Below are 17920 nucleotides of genomic sequence, written 5' to 3'. Positions count from 1 at the left end.
TCAAAGGCCTGTAAGGCGGTTAGCCAGGGAGGTTCGCCACCCGGGTTAGCCACGCGCCTTTTGCCGGCCGCGGTGGAACTTCACCACCTTGTTCATGCCGGCCTTCGCGAGCTGCTCCTGCTCGGCCTCTTTCGAGTACAGCTCGGCGTGCTTGATATCGGTGTGGCCGAGCGTGTCCATGATCTGACGTGTGGTCGCTCCGCTCTCCGCTAGCATCTTGCCGAGGCTCTTTCGCAGACCATGCAACGTGCACCCGGGCGGCAGGCCGGCCGACTTCGTCCAGTCGGCCATCCGGCCGGTGAGGCTCTTTGGCGAGAACGGTTCGCCATACATCGTCTTCAGGATCGTCGGGCCCGACAGGTCGGCCGCATCGAGCGCTTCCCGCAGCATCGGCGTGATCGCAAGCCGCAGCTCCCGGTCCGTTTTCACCTGGCGCATGACGATCGCGTTGCCCTGGATGGTGCTGACCTCGAGCGCGGCCACGTCACTGCGGCGGTTGCCGAGCCAAAGGGCCAGCACATAGGCCAGCCGTGGCGTGGTGCCGATCGGCCACCTCTTCTCGAACTTCTCGCGCTCGTCCTCCGTCCAGGCTCGCCAGCCCTTGAGCTTCGGCCGGTACTTGAGGCGATAGGTCGGGTCGGCCTCGATCCAATCCTCATCGAGCGCGACCAGGACCATCTTGCGGATGACGACCAGCAAATGCCGCGCGGCGTGGGGCGTATCACTGCGATCGGCGAGCAGCTTCTTGACGTGCCGGCGCTTGAGATCCGCGATCGGCGTGTCGGCCCAGAGCAGATCCGCCTCGCCCGGGATGACCTCAGATGACAGGAAAGCTTCGGCGATCGCAGTTTGCTTCTGGCGAGTGACGGCGTCGAGCTGCTGCCATTCGAGACTGTCGCTGACGACTTTGCGCCAGGCGGCCTTGAGCGACTCGGGAATGGTCGCGTCGGGGTGCCGAATGACCTCGGCCTTGCGCGGAGCGCGGCCCTCGACCGCCGCCTGATACGCTTCCTCGAATTCGGGGTGCCCGGGCTGGTGCGGAAGCGAGATCGTCTTGCCAGCGCGGCGGAAGCGCCAGCGCTCGCGGCCGTGGCGATCCTTGTAGGTGCCGGCGTTCGGATAGTCCTCGCTCATGCCATGCACGCTATCCGCGCGCGCCAGCCCTGCGCAAGGCGGCGTCTATGACATTCTCGCGGACCTCGCCGAGCTCGCTGAAGGCCATGTCGAGCTGGACACGGTCCCAAACGACCCGCCCGTCGATCCGCTTCGGTTGCGGCATGCGCCGATCAGCGACGAGCTGATCGAACTTCGTCGGGCCGACGCCGACGTAATAGGCGGCCTCCTCGCGGCAGAGGCCGCGCGGCACCCAGGAGATCGTCTCGATTCGGCCGGAAGCGCGGGGCATCAGAGCGGCTCCTCGCGCGGCGGCAGGGGCTTGCCGGCAAGATGGGCGCGGGCGCGCTTCGCCGCCCAGATCATCGTGTGACATGTTGCGTTGGAGCTCTGCTCGCAGTGGCAGCCGTCGGCATACACGGCGCCGCAGATGATGTGCGCGAGCTTTTCCTCGGGAGACAGGTAGCGATCGGCGTTCGGATGGCGACGGGGCGGGCTTCGACGATGGGCTGCCATCAGCCGATGACCTTGGACTGCGGTGGCTGGTTACAAAGCGCGACGAAGTCCTTCGCGACGCTCTCGATCGCCGGTATGACTGGACGGTTGCAGGGGCCCTTCAACTGCTCGATCGTCCACCGCTTCTTCGCTTGCTTCAGTTCCACCGTCGCGACGCGCTTTTCGCCGAAGCGGATGCTGAAGATCCGGGACCGGCCCGAAATCACCTCGCCGGCGTAGCTGGAGACGCAATGGTGCATCGCCCGACCGTCCTCATAAAGGTCCTCGCCGGATCGAAGCGCGACGATGTGATGGCCGAGAACCTGCTCCTCGATCGGAAGATCGCCATAGTCGAGCGGCTCGTCGAACTCGCGGCCGTGAGATCTGAAGAAGCTGGCATTCTGCTTGTTCTTCGCCAGCTCGCGGTGCCAAGCTTCAGCCTCTGAATACGCTTTCTCCCAACTCCAGCGCGTGACGAACCGGCCGCGCAGATGAAGGGCGAGGTCGGCGACCTCGCGCCATTGCGTGAACGCCGCGCTGCGGCTGACGCTGGCCGCCATCCAATCGAACAGCAGGTCAGCCGGCGCTCCGGCGCGTTCCATGCGCTCCCGCCACGACCGGCACGCCATGAGCCAGAGGCTCTGACCTTCCGGGGCTGGGATCGCCTGGGCCAAAGTCGAGGGATTCAAGCGCGACAATGCGAGCAACGTGTTCTTGTCGGACGAAATCAGCGCAGTCGCCGTCAGCGCCCGCAAGGCCGGTGCGAGCTCCAGCGAAATCATGATGTCGCGCGGCCGCCGGACTTCCTCGGCGAAGTGCAGCGTCTTCGCAATCAGGCGCTTTTCCCAATTCACCTTGTGATCCCCGGAGACCATGACGACGATCGCCGGCGCCTGGAGAATGAGGTCCGCGGCGTGGCGATGGCTTCGCGCCATCAGCACGGCGCGGGCCTCGAGATGGGTGTCGCGGAACAGGCCGACGATCCGGTTGATCTGTTCGCGCTGCCAGGGCAGATCGCCGATCGTCGGAAAGGGCATCTTGCTGAAGTGATGGTGGCCGGTGCCGAACTGGCTGGAGAGCGCCTCGGTCATCCGCCCCTCACGAAAACAGGACGGCGCCCGTCATCGCGAAGCTGGCGATGACGAGCAGCCATAGGGCGAGGTTGAGGCGGCGGCGCGGGGTCATGCCGCCGCCTTCAGCGTGAGCCGCAGATGGCGCTCGAGAGCGGTCGCGAGGCGCCGCCAACGTAGCTCGCCCTTCGGCACGATCGCGCCGGCCATGGCCTGATACGCCGCCGGCAGGTCGAAGCTGTCGAGGCTGTCCAGCAGCTCGGGATGGTCGCGCAGCGCTGGCGTCGCTTCGAACACCGCGCAATAGGCCTGCAGCACCGGTGCGCGGACCATGCCGATATTGCCGTCGCCGACCTGAACGATCGCCTCGCAGGCGCGCTTCAACGTCTCGTCGCCATAGGCCTCCTGGAGCTTGTAGAGGATCGCGACGGCGAAGGTATCGCCGCGCTTCAGCTCCTTCTGGTGCCGCGGCGTGACCACGCGGGCGCCGGCCGGCGAGAGCACCAGCTCCAGCGCGATAGCCTTCGGATCATTCGCCGCGACGCGGGACTTGTGCAGCACCGCAGGCGTCACCGCGAGCTGGCGGGTATTGATCTCGGCGAAGGCCTCGGCCTGCTCGACCTCGTCGACCATCGAGATCATGCAGGGCACAGATTTGATGCCGCGCAGCCGGGCTGCATGGCAGCGGTGCTGGCCGTCGATGACGGCATAGAGCCCGCCCTCGATCGGGGCGACGATCACCGGCGCGAAGCGCGACCAGCGGAAGCGCTCGGCGATGCGGCGGATCTGTATCTTGCCGCGCTGGCCGATCGGCCGCTGATAGCGATCGTCGATGCGCAGCGCATCGATCTCGATCCACTGCGTCTGCGGCGCTGGGCCCAGCTGTGTGGCATAGGCGACGCTGGCGAAGTCCTCGATGACGATGGGACGAAGATGGTCCATCACGCGGCCTCCTCCGTCTCGGCCGGCTGGGCCAGCAGCATCTCGATCATCTGGTTCTTGCTCTTGCCGAAGGGAGCCTTGATGCCGCGAGCCGCGAACTCGGCGCGGACGTCGGGCGTCTTCAGCTCCTCGAGGCGCTTGCGCTCCTGGTCCTGCCAGATGCGCTGCGCCGCCTCGGCGGCACTCTCGGCCGTCTCCAGCTCGGCCGAGGCTTCGTGCTCGCCGGCTTGCTCGTCCTGGTCCTCGGCCTCCGGCTCGGCCGGCAGCACGGCATCGAAGACTTCGCCGCGGAGCGTGGCTGGTAGCCATGCGCGTGCGTTCGCCAGCCGGGCCGCGGTCGCGCCCAGGTCCGCCTTCTTCAGCTTGGCGTACTTTCCAGGATCGTCGCCACATTCCGCGATCGCGATGATCGATTCCTGCTTTGGCGCCTTGGAAAAATAGTCGGCGGGGTCGAACGCCTGGACGAGGGCGGCGCGGTGCATCTCCTTCGGCAAGGAGGCGCGCAAGTCGGTGACCGCATCGGCTTTCAGCGAATCGTAGCTGTGATAGGCCAGGGCCGCGCTGGTGAAGTCCAGCGTGCCGGCGATGACCTTGGCCGCGCCCTTCTGCAGGGCGTCCATGTCCCACCCGAGCACGTCGCGGAAGACCTTGCCAAAGCGCTCCTCGGTCTGATGGCTTCGGCCCGGCCATGGCAGGGACGGGCCCTGCTGGCGTCCCTTGTTGTCGAAGCGTAGCGGCGTCCCCCATGTCACTGCCGTTGCGACGAAGGCGGCCAGCGCGATCCGCGGCTCGCCGGCAAGGACATGGGCAGCAGCCCGGGTCGCGGTCAGCGCGAGATCGTCGACCAGCGCGGCGGATAGGCGGGCGGGCTCCGGCGCCTCCTCGCCGCCGGCTGAGGGCTTCGGCGCCGGCGCCGCCATGGCGGTCGGCTTCGGCTCCGCTTTCGGCTTGGAGCGGGTGTAGCCGCGCGCGATCGTCAGCTTGCCGTCGCGGTTGTACCCGACCGTGGTGATCGCCTTGCTGCGCTGCGCCTCGGTCAGGCGCAGCCATGTCTGCGCCTCGATAAGAGCTTCCAGCTCAAGATCCAGACGATCCTCCTCGTCGAGCAGCACGTCGCGGTCGCGCTCGATTTCGTCCAGGCGATCTTCGTCTTCGATTTCGAGCAGCGCCTCGTCCAGCTTGTCGCGATGCTCGGCAATGGCGAGCAGGCGCGCTTCGATCTCGATCGCGCGCGCTGGCTTCTCAGAATCCGGCAGCGCAGGTTTCGTGATGCGGTTCCACTCGTAGGTGCGCGCCTCATTGCCGAAAAGTACCTCGCCCCAGCCCTCGTCCTGCTTCAGCCGCGCCGCCTCGGCCGCGAGCTTCTCGTTGGCGAGGCGCTCCAGCAGGGCGCTGTCGGTCAGGTCCGGCTCGTTCGCGAAGAGATCGGCGACAAAGCCGCCGCCGGCGGCACGGTAAGCCTCGATACCGACGAAACGCACCTTCGGCGTGTCGGCTTCGACGGTTTCGGCCGTGAAGCTGCGGCGGACTGTGTCGGCGCGCAGGCGCCAGCCTTCATCCGTCTCAATCGCCTTGCGCAGATAGGCGGCCTGCTGCTCAGCCGGCACCAGCGTGAAGGCTCGCGCCGCCTCGCCGGTGATGCGTCCCTCGAGCCAGGCGGCGCGGACGTCTTCATGCAGGCGGCCGAGAGCTAGCCGCTGCTCGACGGCGCGCAGCGGGATGCCGAAATGCGCCGCGATCTCCTCCTTCGGCTTCCCCTTCTCGATCAGGTCGGCGAAGGCCTCGAATTCGCGGACCGGGTGCAGCGGCTTGCGCAAGACATTGGCCGCCAGGGAAACCTCGAACGCGTCGACCTCGTCCTCGCCGAGGCGGAGCACGACATGGACCTTGTCGATGGTCGTGATGTCAGCTGCGTCGTCGTCGGAATCGATCAACTGCAGGGCCTTGAGGCGACGGTTGCCGTCGACGATCTCGACCTTGTCGCCGCGGAGGCGACCGACCAGCGGCTGCAGCAGGCCATGGGCGCGGATCGACGCGACGAGTTCGGAAACCTCCTCGTCCTGCGGGCGGACATTGACGGCGTCGCCGGCGATGAGCTGGTCGAGCCGGTAGGCAATGACTTCGGTCATGAGGGGTCTCCGATCACGGCGGTCAGGACGGCGTTGGCGGGGAGGCGGAAGACGGTGACCTCGATCGAGGCGCGGTCCGGCCAGAGCAGATCCCTCCGGTCCGGCGTGACGATGCAGGCCTCGCGCAGGACCCGCTGGACGCGGCGCGCGAGATCGACGTCGAGGATGGCGTCCGGCACGTCGATCGCGACGAGGATGGTGCGCGGCGTCATCGGGCCGCTTCCTGGATGCGGTCGGCAATCGCGGGAATCGAGAGCTGCGAGCGCTGGGCATGGAGCTGCTGGCTCCAACGCTGAAACCGGGTGAGCCATGCTTCGCTGGCGCGTGCCGGCGAGAGCGGCTTGATCCGGTGCTTTAGCTTGAGGTGCGGCAGGCGCTCGAGGTTCTCGTGCCAGCGGCGCGGTGCGCGGGCGAGCAGATGCTCGCGCTCCGTCATGAGCAACTGCATGTCGAGGAGGTGGACCCGGTCGCGCACCACGGCCGGCAGCGGCCAGGGCAGGCCGGCCTCGGCATGCAGGTAGCGGTCGATTGGCTCGGCCAGGCGCTGTTTGATGCGCCTCATCGAGATCCGCGGCACCACGTCGGCACCGATCTCCCTGCGCATGTCGTCGAGGACCTGCTGCATGGCATCGAGCACCGGCGCGGGGATATCAGTCAGGATGGCCTCGTGCCCGTCATGCAGCAGGAAGGCCATGGCGAAGACGGGGTCCTGCGTCTGCGACCAGAGATAGTCGGCGCCGATGCAGCAATGCTGGGCGGCCGAGTAGATGATGCCGGTCGGCATCTGGTTGGCGAAGCGGCCGGCATTGCCGAGCGGGACGGCGATATCTCGCGCCACGTCGATCGTGCCTGGCTCGACGGCCCGGCCCAGCGGTAGCGCCCGGCCGCTGGCGGTCTGCGCCCAGGCGGCTTCCTGCGCCGGCACGGTATCGGCCGGCTTCATGAGCGGGCCTCCTGCCGGTTCCGCCGGCGCGCGGCGAGCCGTTCGGCCATGCCCTCGACGGCGTCGAGGTCCTCGACATCGTCGATATCGAAGGCGGCATCGCCGTTCAGTGCCTTGGCGCGATAGAGCGCGTCGATGAAGATCGCCCGCGTCGTCTTGCGGATCCGCAATTCGACGTCGGCTTCCGCCGCGCCGCGATCGTCGGCCCTCCGCATGGCGCCTCCGAGGCCGCCATCGTCCGGCTTGTCGAGCGGCACGACGCCGCGTGGATCGCCGCCGCGGATCATGCCGATACCCCGCTTTGCTGTAGGGGTGGCCGAAGGCGCCGCTCAGCCGCCTGCAAGGTCGACAGGCGCAAGGCCTGAAGGCGCGGGGAGCGGCATTGCATCGCCGGCTGGGCGATGGCGTCGATCGTGTTGACGGCGAGCACGCCGACGGAGGCCTGCTCGAGCACGGCCAGCGAGCCGGCCCACATCGCCCGCGTGGCGCTGGCGAGAGGGCTCGTCACGATCGCCTGACGGTCGGCCGCCATGCGCAGGCTGGCCTCGCGCATGTCCTGGGCGATCTGCGACAGGCGCAGCGCCGCGGCCATGCGGCGCTGGAAGGTGGCGGCGTCCATCTACGCCGCCTCCGTCTGGTCAAGGCCGTAGCGGGCGCCCTTCTCGGCGATCTCGCGCGCCATTTCCTTGGCAGCGAGCGGGCCGAGATGGGCCGCGGCCTCCTCGTGATAGCCGGCGCGCTTCAGGTCGTAGATGTCGGCGTAGCCGCGATCGAGGCGGTTCTCGTTGAGGACCTTGACCATGTCGGCGAGCACGGCCGCCTTCAAGTCTCCGTCGATGTGGCGGCCGTCGCCGATATCGCCGCGAGTGCGGACGGCCTGGGCACCATGGGTGCGGCGCTTGAAGATTTCGGCGTTGAGCTCCTCGATCGGCGACGGCTGGCCGGGGAGCGGGCGTTCGTGGCGCATCGGAATGCCTCCATCGGGTTGCGACAGAGAACAGAAATCCGGAAAATCAGAAAAAAGTCAATTGGGCTTCTCAGGAAAATCCGTACTGACAGAGCGAGTCAGGAGCCCGATTCGGGGCGAATTGACTCACCGGCCACCGTGAACACACTAAGAACATCTTAACGGAGGCGGCCATGAGTATCGCGTTTAAGGTCTACGTCCACTGCCCGAACTGCCAGAAGGATTACGGCAGCTTCCTGGAGCCTCCGGAGGCGGACGACGCGCCGCAGGACATCGATGAGTTGCTCGAAAGCAACTTCCTGCGCGACCAGAAATTCCTTTGCCAGGAGTGTGAGTCGCCGATCGGCATCGTGACCGGCGTCAAGGAGCTGAGGAACGAGCAGCTCGTCTCCGTCAGAAGACTGGAACCCTGTTCTTGATCTCGCGGACGAGCGCCAGGATCTGCACCTGGCGCCCGTCATCGGGTTTCAGGTTGCGCGGCACGACAATGGGTTTGTGCCGCGGATTGCTCGAGCGCGGATGGAAGACAATCTCTTCATCCAGCAGCTCGATCTGCTTTACCGACCATTCGCGAAGATGGCCGCCGTCGCGCTCCTGCTGCACGACGACGACCATCTTATCGCGCAGCGGAATGCCGATATCCTCGTAGTTGACGCCGATGACGCGCGAGCCTGGCAGGATAGGTGCCGGCTCGAGGCGGTTCATCGAATCGCCGATCACGTCGAAGGCCGTGCGCCTGGCGCGCGGGAAGTCCGGATCGGCCGGCTCGTAGAAGATCTCCGGCTCGCTTTGATCGAACTCGTCGATTGGAATGAAGGCGCCGGCTTGGACCGGCCCGACAACCGTCACCGGCAGCAATCTGCCTTCGCTGGTGAGTTGGACTTCCGAACCAAGCCTGAAGTCGATCCCCGGAATCGCCGGCGGCGGTTCCTCAAGATATGCCGCGATGAGCGGGATCTCTGTGATCGCGATGCGACGAGTGCCCTTCAGGATATCTGTGACCGTCGAGGGTGAGCGGCCGAGGACGCGGCTCAGCTCACCCTTTTTCTTGCCCGGCTTTTTGAGCCCGGCAGCGACCCACTTGATCAGCTCGTCTTGCATGGCGGCATTTTCTGTTCGTCAGAAGTCGAGCGCTATCAGGAAAACCCGGAATCGCTCTTGACTTGAAATCCGGAAAATCAGAAATTGCGCGCCATGGAACCGGCCGCATCTGTCATCGCCCGCCTCGGCGGAGAGAAAATTGTCAGCGAGATCACGGGCCGGGCCTACACCGCGCCCTATCGGTGGCAGCAGTCCGTCGAAAAGGGCGGCACTGGCGGGCTGATCCCGCAGCGCCTGCATATCAAGCTGCTCGAATACGCCATGGCGAACGGCATTGCCCTGTCGCCGGCCGATTTCCTGCCCGTCCACCCCCAACCCTCCGTGCCGGCGGCTTCGCTGGCGACGTCGGAAACCTAGTGCGTCGCGGCCCGCCGCGCTGCCGAGAAAAGCGCGGCCCCATTCTCCCGGTCGAAGAGGCGCGACATGAGCGAGCAGGATGCCTGGCATCACCGAATGAAAGCAGCGCAGCGCGATCTGATCGCGCGCTGCGGAGGCATCGCGCGGTCTGCCGATGTCGGCGAGGTCTCGATCGCGCAGATGGGGCGGCTCAACAATCCGAATGAGCCCGACATCATGTCGGCGCGGGTGAAGGCGCGCCTTGAAGCGGATGCCGGCTTCCCGGTTGTCACGAAGGTCGAGCTGGAGGCGCAGGGCTGGCAGGCATCTCAGATCGAGGTGGTTTCGCCGGCGCCTGATCTGCACGTGTCGACGGCCCGGGTGGTCGCCGAGGCCTCGGACATCATGCGCGTCTATGCGCAAGCCACGGTCGACGGGAAGCTGACGCCGGCGGAGATCCGGGGCCTGCAGCGGGAGTTTGCCGAGCTCGCGCGTGTTCTTGAGGATGCCCGCCTCGCCGGCGCCGCGTTGCTCGCCCTGGCGGGAGGGCTGAAGCATGACTGAGGCGGTCTTCATCTGGTCCGAAGCGACCGTCGCGCGGCTCAAGGCCATGGTCGAGGATGGCGGGAGCGCCAGCGATATCAGCAATATCCTCGGGTGCTCCCGCAACAGCGTGATCGGCAAGGTGCACCGGCTCGGCCTCGCCTTCGCGCGCGGCTGGGGCCAGCATGAGACGCCGGCGGCGAAGCAGAAGCGTGATCGGGCGATCGCCGTGAAGGCGCCGCCGCGCATCCTGGCCAAAGCACCGGCGCCGAAGCCGAAACCGAAGGCCCCGCCGGCGCCCGAGGTCGACCCGACTCCGAAGCGCTGGCCAAAGCCGGAAGGGCCCGAGGCCGTGGACATCACCGCGCTGCGGGCCGGTCTCTGCCACATGCCGCTGTGGTCGGACCTTCGCAAGGGCGGGCTGTACTGCGGCAAGCCGGTCGCGATCGAGGGGCTGAGCTGGTGCGACGCCTGCCGGCAACTCGTTTATGAGGCGCGGCCGATCCGCTCGCAGGAGGAGGCGCAGGCGCGAGCCCAGCGCCAGGTTCGGCAACTGGCCCGCAGCGGAGCGTTCGCATGAGCGCTGTCCCCATGAGCTTCGACGAGATCGCGGCGCGCCTGCGCTGCGCGGCCCGGAACGAGACGTTCTGCCTCAACCATCTCGAGCTGCTGGTTGCCAAGGCACCGGGCGAGGACCCGCGCCTGCGCGAGCTGACGATCGGCGAGACATTGCGCCAAGCGGCTGCACTGGCGAAGGCCAGCGAAATCGCGCTAGCGCTCGCCCGCAATCCCGAGATCGCAATCGGGCTCGGTCTGCTGCCGCCGGCGGAGGCTCTGTCTTGAGCACAACCCCGAACCAGGTGGGCGGCAACATCATCCTGCTGCTGCAGGACCGGCAGCCCGGGCCGCTCTCCTTCGCGGTGATCAGGCAGCAGCTCAGCCTGAACAAGGTCGCGCTCGCCCGCGCGCTGGCCCGGCTCGTCGCGATCGAGGCCGTTCATGTCGACGAGCAGCACCGGCTGGTGACGCTGCTCGACGCGGCGGTCGAGATCGAGGAGCCGGCCGAAGTGGAGGCGCCGGCGCCGGGCCTGTCGATCGAACAGGAACGTCGGCTCCATGACGCGATCCTGCAACGCGCGGCGCGTCTGGCGAAAGCACGCGACCTGCGCGGCGCCGTCGGCCTGCTGAACGCAGCAGCCGAGCGCAGCCGATCGGAAGTCGCGACCAACTTCCTCGTTCTGGCCGATCTCTATTCCGCGGGGCATCGGCGCTACCCGGACATCACCCCGACCGAGTCTGAACAGTTGCGGCGCCGCTCCGGCTATCTCACCGGCGCCGATATCGATGATGCGCTTGCGAGCGAGCGATGACGGCGCGTGTGCCCGACGATCTGTTCAACGACTGGGTCGAAAAGGCCAAGGCCGTGAGCGTGCTCAACTGCGCGCTGAAGTTCCGTTTCCAGCCCAAGGGCGGCGGCGCGAAGCTGGCGACCCGGGCCGCAGGTGAGATCGTCGGGCCATGCCCTCGCTGCGGCGGCGTCGACCGCTTCTCGATCAAGCCGAGTGAGTCCGCATGGTACTGCCGCGGCGCCGGGCAGGGCGGCTACGACTCGATCAGCATGGCGCGCTACCTGTTGCGTGACGCCGGCTTCATCGAGGCGGTCGAGGAGCTGACCGGCGAGCCCAGGCCGCAGGCCAAGCCGGAAACGTCGGCGGAAAGGCAGGCTCGCGAGGCGCTTGCCGCGAAGCGCAAGGCCGATGACGAGGCCGCGCAGGCCAAGCAGAGCCAGGAGCAGAATGAATGGCGCGAGGCCGAGCGCCGGCGCCTGCATGGCCTGTGGCGCGAGGGCCGGCCGGCGCCGGGCTCGCTGGTCGAAGCCTATCTGCGCCACCGCTGCATTCCCGGCGTGCCGGCCGGTGCTCGTCTGCGCTTCCATCCGCGCATGCATCTGCGCGAGCCGGCCGGGCCGGGCGGCAAGATCATCTGGACCGGGCCTGCGATGCTCGCGGCAATCGTCCGGCAGGATCGTTTCGTCGGGCTGCACATGACCTGGCTCGACCCGCGCTTCGCGGCCGGCACGGTGCCGCTCGAAACCAAGGGCAAATTGCTGATCACCACGGATGGCGAGCTGCTCGACCTCCCGGTGAAGGGCGCCGATCTGATCGACGTGAAGCGCTCGCGCGGCTCGAAGCAGGGTGGCCATCTGCTGTTGGTGCCGGCGCCTTCAGGGACGCCGCGACGACTGGTGATGGGCGAGGGCATCGAGACGACGCTCTCGGTCTGGGCTTCAATGGTCGAGGCCGGTGAGGACATGGCGGATACCGCCTTCTATTCGGCGATCGATCTCGGCAACCTCGGTGGCAAGGCCCGCACCACGGTGCGGCATCCGACGCTGCGCCGCATCGACAAGACCGGACGCTCGATGCCCGTCAACGTCGCCGGGCCGGTCCCCGATACGGACGAGCCGCATCGCGCGATCGCGATTCCCGACAGCGTCGACGAGCTGCTGCTGCTCGCCGATGGCGACAGCGATCGCTTCACCGTCGAATGCGTCATCGGCCGCGCTGCGGCGCGCTGGGCGAGGCCCGGCCGAACCGTGCGCGAGGCCTGGCCCGAAGAGGGCGGCGACTTCAACGACATGCGGATGCGCCTGGTGCGCGAAAGGAGCGCGGTATGACCCCTCTCTCAACCCCCGCCGCGCAGGGGACGGTGGCCGATGCCGAAACCGTGGCGCGAAAGGCCGGCTGGTATCCTGCAATCGGGAAGCCCGGGAAGTTCACGCGGGCGAGCAAGCGTCACCAGGGCGGCGTATTCGTCGAGAGCTGGGAAGAGGCGTGCGAATATGACCGCCTGCCATTCTCCCCCGCATCCGCCTCCGCCTCCCCTGAAGCCTTGCCGGCTGAGGCGAAGGACGACGTAATCGCGTGCTTGCTTGCCGAGAAGCCGTTTTGGTTCGATCCGGCTACAAATTTCGTCCACGCTGACGACGGCGGCGGTCGGGGCACACGATGGGAGCCCGCCACTGAAGCCTTGCCGGTGAGCGGGGTGGAGGCAGTCAATGAGCTGGACGCCTTCTATCAAGGCTGGCTTGCGAAATGGCGGGAAAAGCTCGCCGCCCTCACCGCTACCCCAGCGCTGGAGGATCGGACGACCAACGATGCCCATGCGCCGGATCCCGGGGTGCGGGTGAAGCAGCTAGCTAAGGAGATCGTCCGCAACGTCTGCGAGCTAGACGACATTCCAGACCCCGAGCATCCCGATACGATCATGGTCACGGTCAGCGATCTAGAGGCGGTCATCGCCAACGCTCTGGAAAGCGCCTCCCTCGCCAGCGACGCCAGCCCGAGGGGTGAGCCTACGGACGCCGAGATCACGACGGTATGGCGCGCTGCGATGACGGTTGCTTGTAACATGGTCATCAAGCGGCAGAACGATCTCAACGACGATGACGGCCCTATCGATGTGCTCAACGAGCAGGGGCAGATAATCCACCAGATCAAGAAGTGGATGGAGCCTGACAGGGTCTATCTTGCGGAATTGCGCGATCTCCTCGGGTACGCGCATCCCGCGCCCGCCACGGTGGAGAGCGACGCGTTGCGCATTCGGCTCGGAAGCTATGCGATCACCGAGGAGTACGACTTCCCCGGCGATGCAGAGGAGTTCTGCGGCTACTGGTGCCACGAATGCCGAGAGCACGTCGAGGCTGATGGAACGGGACACGGCAAGGACTGCCCCTGCCATGGCGTCGCGCCTAATACGCCGCGCGCTGTCAAGGAACGCGCCGCCCTAGCGCCCGCGACCGAGGCGGCGTCATGACTATGGCCTGGGTCCGCAAAAGCTATCGCGTGCCGGCGAAACGCGGCGGCCGCGTCGAATATACCGGTGAGGGCCGACCCGAGTTCGGAACGATCCGCAGCGCGCGCAGCGGCCGCCTGATGATTCAGATCGACGGCATCCGGCACACAATGCCGTTCCATCCGACCTGGCGCCTGCGTTACCTCGACCCTGCCGTGTCGGAGATCCCGCTCTGACACCCTCGAACGACGATACGCCTCCGGACGATCCGATTCTCGGCGCGGTCCATGCTGCTCAGCCGGTTCCCACCCCTCCTGCCGCCGAACCCGACGAGGACGGGATCGACGATGGCGAGGGCGACCGGCCGGAGCTGACCCCATCGGAATGGAAGCTGATCCGCGAGGCCGTGCAGCATGGCTGTCACGACATCGGCAATTCGCGCCGGTTCCGGCTGCGCTGCGGCACGGCGGTGATCCATATCCAGAATGTCGGCTGGCACGTCTATGACGGCTCGCGCTGGATCGAGGATATCGACGGCGTCCATATCTCCCCGCTGGTGCACGCGACCGTCGAGTCGATCGCGCATGAGGCCTATCTGATCGAGCCGACCGAGAGCGAGGCGATCCGCATCGCCGCGGGCGAGGCGGCCGAAGTCGAGAAGGAAGCGATCGACCAGGCCAAGCCCTCCGACGAGGACAAGGCGCTCCTGGTCGAGCTCAACCGCGCGATCGCGGCGGCTAGCCGGGCGCGCAAGGCCGTGGCGAACCGCAAGGCACAGCGCCGGCGCTTCGCCAATTCGAGCTGCAACACCGGAAAGATCGACGGCATGTTGAAGCAGGCCGTCGGATTCCTGTCGAAGGCGCTCGCCGACTTCGACACGGACCCGCTCGTCCTCAACCTCGAGAACGGCACGCTGCGGATATCGAAAGAGACAGTCGAGGATGAGGAATCGGACCCGGCCGCGCCGCGTTTCCGGACCACGGTCACGATCAAGCTCGATAAGCATCGCCGCGACGACTGGATCTGCAAGCTCGCGCCCGTCTCCTATGATCCGAAGGCGGAATGCCCGATCTTCGACAAGTTCCTCGAGCGCATCCTCCCGCACCCGCAGATCCGCGCCTATGTTTTGCGCTATTTCGGCTATGCCCTGACGGCCCTGACCACCGAACAGGTCTTCGTGCTGCTGCATGGCGAGGGCTCGAACGGCAAGTCCACCCTGGTCGACATCATCTCCCGGCTGATGGGCGACTATGCGACCTCGCTGCCGATCGCGACGCTCACAGGCGAAGACCGGCGCAAGGGCGCCGAGGCCACGCCGGATCTCGTCCGCACGCCCGGCGCGCGCCTGGTGCGCTCGGCCGAGCCGAAGGAGGGCATGCCCTTCGACGAGAGCCTGATCAAGTCGCTGACCTCGGGCGAGCCGATCCTGGTGCGCCGGCTCAACCACGAGTTCAACGAGGTCTATCCCAAGTTCAAGCTGGCGATCTCGGCGAACCGCAAGCCGGTGATCAAGGGCAATGATGACGGCATCTGGCGCCGCGTCGTGCTCGTCCCATTCGACGTGCAGATCCCCGACTCCGAGAAGGACAAGGGTCTCCCGGACAAGCTCTGGGCCGAGCGCTCGGGCATCCTCAACCGGCTGCTGCAGGGGCTCGAGGATTTCCTCGTTCTCGGGGCCCTCAACCCACCCGACGAGATCAAGGCGGCGAGCCAGGAGTATCGCGACGAAAGCGACCAGATGGGCGCCTTCGTGCGTGATGCGCTGATCGTCACACGCGAGCCCTCGGACAGCGTCAAGGCCGGCGACCTCTTCCGGGCTTTCGAGATCTGGTGCCGGCAGGCGGCTCGAACGCCGTTCAAGCCGACGACCTTCACCAGGCGTCTGCCGAAGACCGCGCACGACTTCGGCTTCGAAAAGGGCAAGTCCTCTGACTCGATCTACATCGGCGTGCAGATCAAGGCCGATTTCCAGCCTCCGGCCGAGGGTGAGCGCTGGCCCTCGCGCACCCGAAACGACGATTGACGGGAGGCTAGGGAGGGTAGGCGCCGGCCTGCTCGCTAGCCTCCCGCAAAGGGGTGCGGGGAAACGCCCGCAAGTTCAATGGGTTGCAAATGGGATGGGAGTGTAGGGAGGCTAGGGAGGCTAGGCGCACATGCCCGCACGCGCGTGTGCGGGGTGTAAGGGGAAGCCACGGGGCGTCGCTGATGGCGAGAGCCCGTCACAAGGCCTCATAGCCAATTACCCTCCCTATCCTCCCTACACTCCCAAACGAGTAAAGAAGCACAAAGAATACAAAGAGATAGAGGGATTGAGGTTTCGGGAGGCAAGCGGTTTCCGGTTTTGCTTGCCTCCCTAGCCTCCCAAATTCAGGGTTTCGGATGAAAACGATTGAGATCGAGGCGCTCCTGTCCTGGGCCTATTGCGAGGAGCTGCCGAAGGCGGAGACCGCCGGCGTCGGCGGCGCCTTCATCGAGACCTATGGCGGCGGTTGGGATGCGGTGTCGCGGCAGGGCGAGTTGATGGCAGACATGGTCAGCGACGGCCGGCTGAACAGCTACGGCGTGGTTCCGCTCGCGGCCAGCTATGGCGCGCCGCCGCATCCCGACGCCTTCGTGGTGCATGGTGCGGTCGGCCGCCTCGCCGGGATGGATCTCGACTTGCCCGCAGGCTGGTCGCCGCTCCAAGGCTTGGGCCTTTCGGAAGAGGAGCAGGCGGATGCGGTTGCGCGCGCCATGCCTCGCATTGCGATCCTCGATGGCGAGCGCTTGCGGCTTCGCTTCAAACCGGTCGAGCTGGTGCGGCGGCATGCGATCCTGCGATCGGCGCCGTCCTGGGAGTTCGAGCGCCCGAAGGCACGTTTCATCATGCTGCATGGAAAGCCGGCCTGGTTCCGCAAGGTGCCGGTCGAGGGCGCCTTTGGCCGGCTCTATGAGCAGGAGGTCGATGGCTACAACCCGCGCGCCAAACGGCCCTGGCCGGGAGCCTATCGCAAGACGGTGCTCGATCCCGACCCGACTCTCGCTGTGGTGGATCGTGCGGAATACGAGGTCTGGCATGCAGCGCTTGGCTTGCTCGTCGACATGCTGACCAACGAAGGGGAGCTGTCAGCCCATGCGGTGAAGGGCTCGGCGCGGCCTGCCCGGCCATGGGCTCGGTGACATGCAGATAGTTGGGTTTCTGACCCTTGCGTGCGGCAGTCGCTTGACATAGCTTGGTCCACGGTAATTCAGGTCACGAGACGCCGCCCGGTTCACACCGAGGCGGCGTTTCCTTTTGGGGCAGGCGTGGCGTCTCGCATTCCGTACTTCCGCACCCGTTCCGAGCGTGCGGCTGCCGAGCGGTCCAAGCGAGAGTACGAGCGCAGGCGCACGGCCGAAAGCGAAACGAGGCGGCTCTATTGGACCGCGCGTTGGCGCGCCATCGCCAAGGATCAGCTCGCCACCGAGCCGCTCTGCGCCATTTGCCTGACCGAGGGCAGGGTCACGAGGGCCACCATCTGCGACCACGTCGAGCCGCATCGCGGAGACGTCTTCGCCTTTTGGAACAACCCGCGCCAATCGCTCTGCGTCACGTGCCATTCGAGCGTGAAGCAGGCCGAAGAGGCGGCCGATCGGGCCGGACGGGGGGGTGGGTGAAAGTTCAGGCCCGATGGACCCTGCACCGGCGGGGGAAGTCGGCGTTTTGCTGCGCGAAATTTTCGCGACAGGTTTTTTTTGGAGGACTGAGGTGGGTCGTAGAAAGGACGCACCCGCCTTGCAGGCAGCCAAGGGCTTTCCGGGCAAGCGTCGGGCCAAGGTGATGAAGGCCGCGGCTGATCTGGCGGCAAAAGCGCAGCCGGCGGCCGACCAGGTTGCCACCGCGCGCGATCCGTTCGCGGCGCCCTCGATGTTCCGGCAGGCGCCGGCGTATTACGCCCGGGCCCTCGAGGTCTGGTCGGACACGATCCGCGGCCTTCGCGTCATGGGCCGGCTCGATTCCCGCTACTCGCCCTCGATCGCGATCTACTGCGTCGCGGTCCAGGAGTGGGAGGCGGCGTGCAAGCACATCCGCCAGAACGGCTTCACGATGAAGGTGAAGCGGACGACGGGCGATACCTGGCTGCGGCCAAACCCGATGCTGGACGTCAGATCCGCGGCGGAATCGACCATCCGCGACAAGGCGAAGGAGTTCGGCCTGTCGCCGCTCTTCGACCAGGACCTGCTGCGCGTGCAGTCGTTCAACCGCTCGCAGGGCGATCTCTTCAACCCGGAGCCGGACGCGGCACCGGCGCTGGGCGGGGAGGCGCCGCCGCGGCCGGCGGCCGAGGACCCGATGGACCTGATGAACAGGGCCGACTCGGCGCCGCCCGGAAAACTGAACTAGGCTCAGGACCTATTAATTCCGATTGAGTTGTGATTCACGGTCTCCGAGAAGGAGGCCTTGATGGGTTTGTTTTTGCTGAGCGAGCGCCAGATGGCTCGGATATCGCCCTTCTTCCCGTTGTCG

25 protein-coding genes are annotated in these 17920 nt (G+C 66.7%); 13 read left to right on the top strand and 12 right to left on the bottom strand.

Annotated features, from left to right (window positions below; translation table 11 throughout):
* Positions 1 to 45: 45 nt before the first annotated feature.
* From IED13_RS09735 to IED13_RS09685, 11 genes are all read right to left on the bottom strand, one after another.
* Complete coding sequence (locus tag IED13_RS09735) at positions 46 to 1134, bottom strand: tyrosine-type recombinase/integrase (RefSeq protein ID WP_191124067.1); 1089 nt, start codon at positions 1132 to 1134, stop codon at positions 46 to 48.
* Positions 1135 to 1144: 10 nt separating this feature from the next.
* The gene (locus IED13_RS09730) at positions 1145 to 1405 is read right to left on the bottom strand and encodes a hypothetical protein (protein ID WP_191124066.1); all 261 of its coding nucleotides are present in this window, start codon (positions 1403 to 1405) and stop codon (positions 1145 to 1147) included.
* On the bottom strand, positions 1405 to 1629 hold the full coding sequence (locus IED13_RS09725) for a hypothetical protein (RefSeq protein WP_191124065.1): 225 nt from the start codon (positions 1627 to 1629) through the stop codon (positions 1405 to 1407). The genes IED13_RS09730 and IED13_RS09725 overlap by 1 nt, the downstream gene beginning before the upstream one ends.
* Positions 1629 to 2699: a PcfJ domain-containing protein gene (locus IED13_RS09720; RefSeq protein WP_191124064.1), complete on the bottom strand. Its 1071-nt coding sequence runs from the start codon at positions 2697 to 2699 to the stop codon at positions 1629 to 1631. Before IED13_RS09720 ends, IED13_RS09725 begins: the two co-directional genes overlap by 1 nt.
* A gap of 90 nt (positions 2700 to 2789) precedes the next feature.
* A complete protein-coding gene (locus IED13_RS09715; RefSeq protein WP_191124063.1) occupies positions 2790 to 3620 on the bottom strand; it encodes a DUF6551 family protein in 831 nt (276 codons plus the stop codon).
* On the bottom strand, positions 3620 to 5749 hold the full coding sequence (locus IED13_RS09710; RefSeq protein ID WP_191124062.1) for a ParB/RepB/Spo0J family partition protein: 2130 nt from the start codon (positions 5747 to 5749) through the stop codon (positions 3620 to 3622). The genes IED13_RS09715 and IED13_RS09710 overlap by 1 nt, the downstream gene beginning before the upstream one ends.
* On the bottom strand, positions 5746 to 5961 hold the full coding sequence (locus IED13_RS09705) for a hypothetical protein (RefSeq protein WP_191124061.1): 216 nt from the start codon (positions 5959 to 5961) through the stop codon (positions 5746 to 5748). Before IED13_RS09705 ends, IED13_RS09710 begins: the two co-directional genes overlap by 4 nt.
* Positions 5958 to 6692, bottom strand: coding sequence for a hypothetical protein (locus tag IED13_RS09700; RefSeq protein WP_191124060.1), 735 nt, complete (start codon positions 6690 to 6692; stop codon positions 5958 to 5960). The genes IED13_RS09705 and IED13_RS09700 overlap by 4 nt, the downstream gene beginning before the upstream one ends.
* Entirely contained in the window at positions 6689 to 6979 is a 291-nt protein-coding gene (locus IED13_RS09695) for a hypothetical protein (RefSeq protein ID WP_191124059.1), read from the bottom strand. The genes IED13_RS09700 and IED13_RS09695 overlap by 4 nt, the downstream gene beginning before the upstream one ends.
* Positions 6976 to 7311, bottom strand: a complete 336-nt coding sequence (locus IED13_RS09690) for a hypothetical protein (RefSeq protein ID WP_191124058.1) — start codon at positions 7309 to 7311, stop codon at positions 6976 to 6978. The genes IED13_RS09695 and IED13_RS09690 overlap by 4 nt, the downstream gene beginning before the upstream one ends.
* The gene (locus IED13_RS09685) at positions 7312 to 7659 is read right to left on the bottom strand and encodes a hypothetical protein (protein WP_191124057.1); all 348 of its coding nucleotides are present in this window, start codon (positions 7657 to 7659) and stop codon (positions 7312 to 7314) included.
* 173 nt (positions 7660 to 7832) lie between these two features.
* Between IED13_RS09685 and IED13_RS09680 the strand changes: the two genes are divergently transcribed.
* Positions 7833 to 8078 (top strand): hypothetical protein, encoded by a 246-nt coding sequence (locus IED13_RS09680; RefSeq protein ID WP_191124056.1) that lies wholly within the window; start codon positions 7833 to 7835, stop codon positions 8076 to 8078.
* Here the strand turns inward: IED13_RS09680 and IED13_RS09675 are convergent.
* Positions 8053 to 8760 (bottom strand): LexA family protein, encoded by a 708-nt coding sequence (locus tag IED13_RS09675; RefSeq protein WP_191124055.1) that lies wholly within the window; start codon positions 8758 to 8760, stop codon positions 8053 to 8055. The genes IED13_RS09680 and IED13_RS09675 overlap by 26 nt on opposite strands.
* A 93-nt stretch (positions 8761 to 8853) precedes the next feature.
* Between IED13_RS09675 and IED13_RS09670 the strand changes: the two genes are divergently transcribed.
* The 12 genes from IED13_RS09670 to IED13_RS09615 all read left to right on the top strand — a co-directional run bounded on the left by IED13_RS09670 (position 8854) and on the right by IED13_RS09615 (position 17797).
* Entirely contained in the window at positions 8854 to 9117 is a 264-nt protein-coding gene (locus IED13_RS09670) for a hypothetical protein (RefSeq protein ID WP_191124054.1), read from the top strand.
* A gap of 66 nt (positions 9118 to 9183) precedes the next feature.
* Positions 9184 to 9660 (top strand): hypothetical protein, encoded by a 477-nt coding sequence (locus IED13_RS09665; RefSeq protein WP_191124053.1) that lies wholly within the window; start codon positions 9184 to 9186, stop codon positions 9658 to 9660.
* Positions 9653 to 10219: a GcrA family cell cycle regulator gene (locus tag IED13_RS09660; RefSeq protein ID WP_191124052.1), complete on the top strand. Its 567-nt coding sequence runs from the start codon at positions 9653 to 9655 to the stop codon at positions 10217 to 10219. Before IED13_RS09665 ends, IED13_RS09660 begins: the two co-directional genes overlap by 8 nt.
* Entirely contained in the window at positions 10216 to 10482 is a 267-nt protein-coding gene (locus IED13_RS09655) for a hypothetical protein (RefSeq protein ID WP_191124051.1), read from the top strand. The genes IED13_RS09660 and IED13_RS09655 overlap by 4 nt, the downstream gene beginning before the upstream one ends.
* Positions 10479 to 11009: a hypothetical protein gene (locus IED13_RS09650; protein WP_191124050.1), complete on the top strand. Its 531-nt coding sequence runs from the start codon at positions 10479 to 10481 to the stop codon at positions 11007 to 11009. The genes IED13_RS09655 and IED13_RS09650 overlap by 4 nt, the downstream gene beginning before the upstream one ends.
* Entirely contained in the window at positions 11006 to 12316 is a 1311-nt protein-coding gene (locus IED13_RS09645) for a DUF7146 domain-containing protein (RefSeq protein WP_191124049.1), read from the top strand. Before IED13_RS09650 ends, IED13_RS09645 begins: the two co-directional genes overlap by 4 nt.
* Positions 12313 to 13455 carry a zinc-ribbon domain-containing protein gene (locus tag IED13_RS09640; protein ID WP_191124048.1) on the top strand — a complete coding sequence of 381 codons (1143 nt, stop codon included), beginning with the start codon at positions 12313 to 12315 and terminating at the stop codon, positions 13453 to 13455. Before IED13_RS09645 ends, IED13_RS09640 begins: the two co-directional genes overlap by 4 nt.
* A gap of 2 nt (positions 13456 to 13457) precedes the next feature.
* On the top strand, positions 13458 to 13670 hold the full coding sequence (locus IED13_RS09635; RefSeq protein ID WP_248312529.1) for a hypothetical protein: 213 nt from the start codon (positions 13458 to 13460) through the stop codon (positions 13668 to 13670).
* Between the two features lie 170 nt (positions 13671 to 13840).
* Positions 13841 to 15457 carry a DNA primase family protein gene (locus IED13_RS09630; protein ID WP_191124046.1) on the top strand — a complete coding sequence of 539 codons (1617 nt, stop codon included), beginning with the start codon at positions 13841 to 13843 and terminating at the stop codon, positions 15455 to 15457.
* Between the two features lie 356 nt (positions 15458 to 15813).
* On the top strand, positions 15814 to 16593 hold the full coding sequence (locus IED13_RS09625; protein WP_191124045.1) for a hypothetical protein: 780 nt from the start codon (positions 15814 to 15816) through the stop codon (positions 16591 to 16593).
* A 126-nt stretch (positions 16594 to 16719) separates the two neighbouring features.
* Complete coding sequence (locus tag IED13_RS09620; RefSeq protein ID WP_191124044.1) at positions 16720 to 17070, top strand: HNH endonuclease; 351 nt, start codon at positions 16720 to 16722, stop codon at positions 17068 to 17070.
* A 13-nt stretch (positions 17071 to 17083) separates the two neighbouring features.
* The gene (locus IED13_RS09615) at positions 17084 to 17797 is read left to right on the top strand and encodes a P27 family phage terminase small subunit (protein WP_191124043.1); all 714 of its coding nucleotides are present in this window, start codon (positions 17084 to 17086) and stop codon (positions 17795 to 17797) included.
* Positions 17798 to 17920: the final 123 nt, after the last annotated feature.

Origin of the sequence: Allobosea spartocytisi, assembly GCF_014764685.1 — a bacterium.
Lineage (GTDB): Bacteria > Pseudomonadota > Alphaproteobacteria > Rhizobiales > Beijerinckiaceae > Allobosea > Allobosea spartocytisi.
This window is presented reverse-complemented; position numbering and strand designations above follow the sequence as displayed.